At 43.2% G+C, this 7,405-nt stretch carries 9 protein-coding genes; all 9 read left to right on the top strand.

Going from position 1 to position 7,405, the window contains the following annotated elements; all coding sequences use genetic code 11:
• Positions 1-426 precede the first annotated feature (426 nt).
• The 9 genes from ADI76_RS05090 (at position 427) to ADI76_RS05130 (ending at position 7,242) form a co-directional block, all read left to right on the top strand.
• The gene (locus ADI76_RS05090) at positions 427-1,695 is read left to right on the top strand and encodes a competence/damage-inducible protein A (protein ID WP_049515002.1); all 1,269 of its coding nucleotides are present in this window, start codon (positions 427-429) and stop codon (positions 1,693-1,695) included.
• Positions 1,696-1,814: 119 nt separating this feature from the next.
• Positions 1,815-2,960: a recombinase RecA gene (recA, locus tag ADI76_RS05095; RefSeq protein WP_003002082.1), complete on the top strand. Its 1,146-nt coding sequence runs from the start codon at positions 1,815-1,817 to the stop codon at positions 2,958-2,960.
• 87 nt (positions 2,961-3,047) lie between these two features.
• Positions 3,048-3,446 carry a transcriptional regulator Spx gene (gene spx, locus ADI76_RS05100; RefSeq protein ID WP_003009108.1) on the top strand — a complete coding sequence of 133 codons (399 nt, stop codon included), beginning with the start codon at positions 3,048-3,050 and terminating at the stop codon, positions 3,444-3,446.
• A gap of 134 nt (positions 3,447-3,580) precedes the next feature.
• On the top strand, positions 3,581-4,177 hold the full coding sequence (locus tag ADI76_RS05105) for an SP0191 family lipoprotein (protein WP_045760023.1): 597 nt from the start codon (positions 3,581-3,583) through the stop codon (positions 4,175-4,177).
• 124 nt (positions 4,178-4,301) lie between these two features.
• On the top strand, positions 4,302-4,568 hold the full coding sequence (locus ADI76_RS05110) for an IreB family regulatory phosphoprotein (RefSeq protein WP_003002070.1): 267 nt from the start codon (positions 4,302-4,304) through the stop codon (positions 4,566-4,568).
• Positions 4,568-4,987 carry a Holliday junction resolvase RuvX gene (ruvX, locus tag ADI76_RS05115; RefSeq protein ID WP_049515003.1) on the top strand — a complete coding sequence of 140 codons (420 nt, stop codon included), beginning with the start codon at positions 4,568-4,570 and terminating at the stop codon, positions 4,985-4,987. Before ADI76_RS05110 ends, ruvX begins: the two co-directional genes overlap by 1 nt.
• A gap of 22 nt (positions 4,988-5,009) precedes the next feature.
• Positions 5,010-5,315: a DUF1292 domain-containing protein gene (locus ADI76_RS05120; RefSeq protein ID WP_003001941.1), complete on the top strand. Its 306-nt coding sequence runs from the start codon at positions 5,010-5,012 to the stop codon at positions 5,313-5,315.
• Positions 5,316-5,522: 207 nt separating this feature from the next.
• Positions 5,523-6,755, top strand: coding sequence for a bifunctional folylpolyglutamate synthase/dihydrofolate synthase (locus ADI76_RS05125; RefSeq protein ID WP_049515004.1), 1,233 nt, complete (start codon positions 5,523-5,525; stop codon positions 6,753-6,755).
• A gap of 76 nt (positions 6,756-6,831) precedes the next feature.
• The gene (locus ADI76_RS05130; protein WP_049515005.1) at positions 6,832-7,242 is read left to right on the top strand and encodes an SP_0198 family lipoprotein; all 411 of its coding nucleotides are present in this window, start codon (positions 6,832-6,834) and stop codon (positions 7,240-7,242) included.
• Positions 7,243-7,405 lie beyond the last annotated feature (163 nt).

Here is a 7,405-nt window from a genome sequence, read left to right on the forward strand (position 1 = left end):
AAAAGAGAGTGGGACAGAAATCGGTAATTCGTTAGAATTCGATTTCGTCGTCCCACCTCCGCATAGTTGAGTAGGGCTGTAAAAGCTGATGAAATCAGCGCAGTAGAGCCCACTCAACCACTGCGTCTTGCTCGGCAATCCAAAAACAATTGAGAGGCTAGGACTTTTGTTCCAGCCTCTTCAGAATATAGATAAGCTCTATCAACAACAGAAAATAGCCCTTTAGAAGTTGATTGCCACATAGTTAAAACTCTTAGGGATGCTGATGTAATAGTATTTCTAAGAGTTTTTTACTTTATACTCTAAAAGAAAAAGATTGAAGAAAGTTGTCCAAAATGTACTTTATCTTCAATCTGTTTTTTAAATAATTTAGGAAATTGTGTTAAAATGAAATGAAAATTACGAATAGTATAAGTAGGAGGCACCATGAAGGCAGAAATTATTGCAGTTGGAACAGAAATTCTAACAGGACAAATTGTCAACACCAATGCTCAATTCTTGTCTGAAAAATTGGCTAGTTTAGGGATTGATGTCTATTATCATGTGGCGGTAGGAGATAATGAAGGTCGTCTCTTCTTGACCATTGAGACAGCTTCAAAACGCAGCGATTTGGTGATTTTATGCGGTGGACTTGGGCCAACAGAGGATGATTTGACCAAGCAAACCCTTGCTAAGTTTTTAGGGAAAGAACTGGTTTTTGATTCAACAGCGCTTGCCAAACTCGACACCTTCTTTGCCAGTCGCCCTGATTATGTCCGGACGCCCAATAATGAGCGGCAAGCACAATTGATTGCCGGTTCAATCCCCCTTCAAAACCGTACAGGTCTCGCGGTTGGAGGTTTGATTGAAGTCGACGGTGTGACCTATGTCGTTCTACCTGGTCCACCAAGTGAGTTAAAACCCATGGTCAATGAACAATTGGTGCCTCATTTGACAACAGGGGAACAGCTCTTTTCAAGAGTCTTGCGCTTCTTTGGAATTGGGGAAAGCCAGCTGGTTACGATCCTAGCCGATATCATTGAAGAGCAGAGTGATCCGACAGTTGCCCCTTATGCCAAGACAGGAGAAGTAACCTTGCGTCTATCTACAAAGGCGAAGGATCAAGCTTCAGCGGATGCTAAGCTCGATGTCTTAGAAAAGGAAATCTTATCACGCCACACCCTGGATCATCAACCTTTGCAAGAGTTGTTTTACGGTTATGGGGATGACAATTCGATGGCCAAGGTGGCCTTTGATCTCTTGAAACGGACTGGTAAGACCATTACAGCTGCAGAAAGCCTGACGGCTGGCCTCTTCCAAGCGACTTTGGCAGATTTTTCAGGGGCGTCTAGCATCTTTGCAGGTGGTTTTGTCACCTATAGTCTGGAAGAAAAAAGCAAGATGTTGTCTATTCCAGCTCAAGAGTTGGAGCAACATGGAGTGGTGTCTCATTTTACAGCTCAAGCCATGGCTTCACAGGCCCGTAAGTTAACAGGATCCGATTATGGTGTTAGCCTGACCGGAGTTGCGGGGCCAGATAGTCTAGAAGGGCACCCAGCAGGGACTGTCTTTATCGGACTTGCGACTCCAAATGGAGTGGATAGTGTCCAAGTTAATATCGCTGGACGTAGCCGGGCGGATGTCCGCGAAATTGCAGTTCTTCATGCCTTTAATTTGGTGCGCTTGGCTGTATTAAATGGTGAAAATTTGGTATAATGAAGCTTGTGCCAAATGAAGAATAATTCTAAAAATGGATAGGAAATGTGCCTTTCAAAGACCGGAAAACGTCAGTGAGTTGCATGCATTTCCTGTATAGTAAAAAATAGGAGAAAAGAATGGCGAAAAAACAGAAAAAATTAGATGATATCTCTAAGAAATTTGGAGATGAGCGTGAAAAAGCGCTCAATGATGCCCTGAAATTGATCGAAAAAGACTTTGGTAAGGGATCGATCATGCGTTTGGGTGAACGTGCAGAGCAAAAAGTACAAGTCATGAGCTCTGGTTCCTTGGCGCTTGATATTGCCTTGGGTGCTGGTGGTTATCCAAAAGGTCGGATCATCGAAATCTATGGTCCAGAATCATCTGGTAAAACAACCGTTGCCCTCCATGCAGTAGCGCAAGCACAGAAAGAAGGAGGCATTGCTGCCTTTATCGATGCGGAGCATGCCTTGGATCCATCTTATGCAGCAGCTCTTGGGGTCAATATCGACGAACTTCTCTTGTCTCAACCAGACTCAGGGGAACAAGGACTTGAAATTGCTGGTAAATTGATCGACTCTGGTGCGGTAGATTTGGTGGTTGTCGACTCTGTTGCAGCCTTGGTACCTCGTGCGGAAATCGATGGAGATATCGGGGATAGCCACGTTGGTTTGCAAGCTCGGATGATGAGCCAAGCGATGCGTAAGCTTGGAGCTTCGATCAATAAGACCAAGACCATTGCTATCTTTATCAACCAATTGCGTGAAAAAGTTGGGGTCATGTTTGGGAACCCTGAAACCACACCTGGTGGTCGTGCCCTGAAATTCTATGCTTCGGTTCGTTTAGATGTCCGTGGAAACACTCAAATCAAGGGGACTGGGGACCAAAAAGATACCAACGTTGGTAAGGAAACCAAGATCAAGGTTGTGAAGAACAAGGTAGCTCCACCGTTCAAAGAAGCCATGGTCGAAATCATGTACGGGGAAGGAATTTCACGTACAGGTGAATTGGTGAAGATTGCAACAGATTTGGATATCATCCAAAAAGCGGGTGCGTGGTACTCCTATAATGGCGAAAAAATTGGTCAAGGATCTGAAAATGCTAAGAAATTCTTGGCTGACCACCCAGAAATTTTTGACGAAATCGACCACAAGGTTCGGGTTCATTTTGGTTTGATCGAAGAAGACGAAGCAGTGAAAACCCTTGATAAAACTGAAGAAGCAGCTCCTGTCGTAGAAGAAGTAACTCTAGATTTAGATGACGCGATTGAAATTGAAGATTAATTTTTTTCAAAATAGGTCGCTAGACTGATGGTTTTTGTGTTATAATTTAATACGATAGTATTATCGTGTAGCGAAAGGAGTGCATGCATGATTAAAATTTATACAGTGTCAAGTTGCACCAGCTGTAAAAAAGCAAAGACTTGGCTCAACGCTCACCAGCTAACTTATAAAGAACAAAACCTCGGTAAGGAAGGGATCACCAAAGAAGAATTATTGGATATCCTTACAAAGACTGAAAATGGAGTGGCAAGTATTGTCTCTTCAAAAAATCGATACGCTAAAAATCTAGGAGTGGACATCGAAGACTTGAGTGTCAATGAAGTCATTGACATCATCATGGAAACACCTCGTATTCTTAAAAGTCCGATCTTGGTAGATGACAAACGTCTCCAAGTGGGCTACAAAGAAGACGATATTCGTGCCTTCTTGCCACGATCAGTTCGAAATGTAGAAAATGCAGAAGCGCGGATGCGTGCAGCTCTTTAAAGCGAATGAAAATCAGAAACAATTGTTTCTGATTTTTTCTTGTTAAAAAACGGAATGAAAAGAAGTTTACTGCGCCATTTTACGAAATCTATGATACAATATTTTAGAAAACAATAACTAGTAAGGAATGGAAAATGAAAAGGAAAATCTTCTTATTGGGTGCGCTTGTATTGTGTTTGACTGGATGCGGTCAAAAAAAACAAGCGAAAACGCCAAATTCAAGTGAGCAAAAGGCAATCCAAGCAAAAGCAGAGCAGCTACAAAAGGATAATAAGAGTATTCTGCAAAAAGCTGAAGAAAATAAGGTCATCACTAGAACCTTTGTCTTTCCAAAAGATGATAAGGGGACACAACAGACGCAAATTGTCACCTATGTGGGGAACACCTTTAAAAAATTGGAGACCATCAATGTGACGGCAACCGATGAGGAGTTGAAAAAAGGGATCCAACAGGTTGGAATAGAGGAAGCGCAAAAGCAATTGAGAGAATCCTTTAACAAGGACGATGCCTTTAAGGAAGCTTTGACAGTGCCAGGTTTCACAGCTGATTTAACCTTGGAAAATGAGAATGAATACAAGGTAACCATCACCTATGACTTTGAAGCGATGGATGTGAAGAAAGCCGAAGGCATGACTTACTTCAAAAACAATCACTTACCGGAGTTGTTGAAGCTGACACCGAGTCAATTTGCGGACAACCTCATCAATGCTGGAGCGAGTGAGCAAAAATAAAAAAACAGTTTAGCTAAAATAGCTCAAAAATGCTTGAAAAAGCCGTAAAATCAAGGGCTTGGCCGTTGTGGAAAACTCTTAATTATGGTATAATAGTAATATTCTAAGGAAAGAGGGTGTTCTTGTGGGATTTACAGATGAAACAGTACGTTTTAATCTTGATGATTCAAATCGTAAGGAAATTAGCGAGACCTTGAAAGATGTTTACTTGTCGCTGGATGAAAAAGGCTACAATCCAATTAATCAAATCGTAGGATACGTACTCAGTGGTGATCCTGCCTATGTACCTCGTTATAATAATGCACGGAACCAAATTCGTAAATATGAACGAGATGAGATCGTGGAAGAATTGGTACGTTATTATTTGAAAGGGCAAGGAATAGACCTCTAATGAGAATTATGGGATTGGATGTTGGTTCAAAGACCGTCGGGGTTGCTGTGAGTGATCCTCTCGGTTTTACAGCTCAGGGTCTTGAAATCATCCAAATCGATGAAGACAAAAAAGAATTCGGTTTGGAGCGCTTGGCCGAATTAGTGGCTCAATACAAGGTAGACCGTTTTGTTGTGGGCTTGCCGAAAAACATGAACAACACAAGCGGACCGCGTGTGGAAGCCAGTCAGGCTTATGGCGCAATGATTGCTGAAAAGTTTGGGTTTCCAGTCGACTACCAAGATGAACGGTTGACAACAGTTGCTGCAGAGCGGATGTTGATTGAGCAAGCAGATATTAGCCGTAGCAAACGCAAAAAAGTTATTGATAAGTTAGCGGCGCAGCTTATTTTACAAAATTATTTAGATCGCAATTTTTAGAAAGAAAACGAGGAAGAATAGTATGGCACATGATCATAACCACGACCATGAAGAACGTGAATTAATCACATTGGTGGACGAACAAGGAAATGAAACCTTGTTTGAAATTCTTTTGACCATTGATGGCAAAGAAGAATTTGGGAAAAACTATGTCCTTTTGATCCCTGCAAATGCAGAAGAAGATGAAAACGGCGAAGTTGAAATCCAAGCTTATTCATTTACAGAAAACGAAGACGGAACAGAAGGCGACCTTCAACCAATCCCAGAAGACTCAGATGCAGAATGGGATATGATCGAAGAAGTCTTCAACAGCTTTATGGAGGAGTAAAAACGTCCGGGGGACGTTTTTAGCCCAGCTCCTAGAAACTAGAAAGAGTTGGTAAGTCCGGGGGATGTTTTTAGCCCTGCTTCAAGAAACAAGAAAAAGCAGGAAGTCCGATGGACTTGCTGTAAAAATGAGAAAGAAATAACTACGAAAGAAAGGAGCGCAAACGTCAGAAGAGGTTTTGTCGCTTTTTTCTTTTAGGAGGAAGATGTGAATAAGATTGAGCAATGGATGAATAGTCGGATCGGTCTGAATTTTCGATCGGGACTGGATCGTATGGAGCAGGCAGTGAGCCTTTTAGGGAGGCCGGATAAGGCTTATCCGATCCTTCATGTGACAGGAACCAATGGGAAGGGATCCACAATCGCCTTTCTGCGTCAATTATTGATGGCTCACGGAAAGAAAGTTGGGACCTTTACTTCTCCTCATATGATCAGTATCCATGATCGGATTTGTATTGGGGATCAGCCGATTTCAGATGAAGATTTTACTCGGATTGGCCAAGAAGTCCAACAAATGGAGCAGACCTTGCTTCAAACCCAGGACCAACTCTCTTATTTTGAGATTATCTGCCTCATGGCCCTCTTGTATTTTAAGGAACAAGCTGTGGACGTGGTCTTATTGGAAGTTGGTATCGGTGGGCTTCTAGATACCACCAACGTAGTGACGGGAGAGATCGCAGTGATCACTTCGGTTGGCCTGGATCACCAAGAAACACTGGGAGGGACGATTGCGGAAATCGCCCAGCAAAAGGCAGGAATCTTTAAGAAGGGCAAGAAAGCTGTGGTGGGTCCCTTGTCGGATGATGCTGTAGCTGTTTGTCAAGAAAAAGCGGAGCAATTGGCTGTGGCTCTCCACGCCTTCCAGAAAGATTTTGGCTTAGAGCAGGACCGTTTTTGGAATGAACGTGTGGAACTTGTCTTGCCATCTCTGGGCTTGAAGGGTGATTACCAACGGGAAAATGCTGCAGTAGCTATGGAGGCCTTTTTCCTCTATATGGAGGGCCTAGATCAAGAAGTGGATATAGATCAGGTCAAGCACGCCTTGCAAGAGACGCGGTGGCCGGGACGTCTAGAGTTGTTTGGTGACCAGGTGTATCTGGATGGCGCCCATAATCCACATGCTATGTTGCGCTTGATCGAGTTTGCCAATAGCTTAGCAGGAAAGCGCGTGAAGATTTTATTTGGAGCCCTCAAGCGAAAAGATTATAGCGGGATGCTCCAAACGCTTCAAGCGGGATTGCCGGAAGCTGAATTGATTTTGACGACCTTCCATTACGGGGAAGTGGTGGCACAAGGCGACCGACAAGACCTGCCCTATGTAGCTGACTACAAGGCCTATATCAAAGAATTTATGGATCAGAGTCCTTCAGATGAAGTCTTATTTGTGACAGGATCCTTGTATTTTATTGCGGAAGTAAGGGCATTTTTATTAGAGGGGTAAACAATTGACCTAAAGACTTTCTTGGCGTATACTGGTGGTAGATGGTATACGGTTATGGCGAAAGGAGTCGATCTTAATGAAAAAAATCATGTCTATAATGACCTTGGCAGTAGCCCTTTTCCTGACTGCTTGTAGCCAGCAAGAAAAAGCGACACAGACTTCGAGCAAACAGACGTCTGCTTCATCACAGACTGTGACGTCAGCGAGTGAAGAACAGAAAGAAGGGGTGTCCATAGATGGCAGTTATCGTGGACAGGACGAGGAAAATACGATCCTCTTGGTGGTGACGGGTCGAAAAGGCACGTTTACGGTGCAAGATGCTGATGGAGAAGAAGAGGCCAAAGAGGTTAGTATTGATCCGGTCAATCAATCCATGCGTATCGGAGATGAGCCTTATCGCTATCGGATCGAAGGAAATCAGTTGTCGCTAGAAGACTTGGAACAAGCAGAGGATGATCAAGGAATTATTGTCCTGACCAAGCAATAAGGGACGAGACAAGAGAGAGTGGGACAGAAATCGGTAATTCGTTAGAATTCGATTTCGTCGTCCTACCTCCGCAAAGTTGAGTAGGGTTGAAAAAGCTGACGAAATCAGCGTAGTAGAGCCCACTCAACCACTGCGTCTTGCTCGACAATCCAAAAATAATTGA

This window comes from Streptococcus parasanguinis, assembly GCF_001074805.1.
GTDB classification, from domain to species: Bacteria; Bacillota; Bacilli; order Lactobacillales; family Streptococcaceae; genus Streptococcus; species Streptococcus parasanguinis_A.

Coding starts and splice junctions, on each gene's coding strand:
- ADI76_RS05090 (WP_049515002.1), top strand. CDS start 427: ATGAAGGCAGAAATTATTGCAGTTGGAACAGAAATTCTAACAGGACAA.
- recA (WP_003002082.1), top strand. CDS start 1,815: ATGGCGAAAAAACAGAAAAAATTAGATGATATCTCTAAGAAATTTGGA.
- ADI76_RS05105 (WP_045760023.1), top strand. CDS start 3,581: ATGAAAAGGAAAATCTTCTTATTGGGTGCGCTTGTATTGTGTTTGACT.
- ADI76_RS05120 (WP_003001941.1), top strand. CDS start 5,010: ATGGCACATGATCATAACCACGACCATGAAGAACGTGAATTAATCACA.
- ruvX (WP_049515003.1), top strand. CDS start 4,568: ATGAGAATTATGGGATTGGATGTTGGTTCAAAGACCGTCGGGGTTGCT.
- spx (WP_003009108.1), top strand. CDS start 3,048: ATGATTAAAATTTATACAGTGTCAAGTTGCACCAGCTGTAAAAAAGCA.
- ADI76_RS05130 (WP_049515005.1), top strand. CDS start 6,832: ATGAAAAAAATCATGTCTATAATGACCTTGGCAGTAGCCCTTTTCCTG.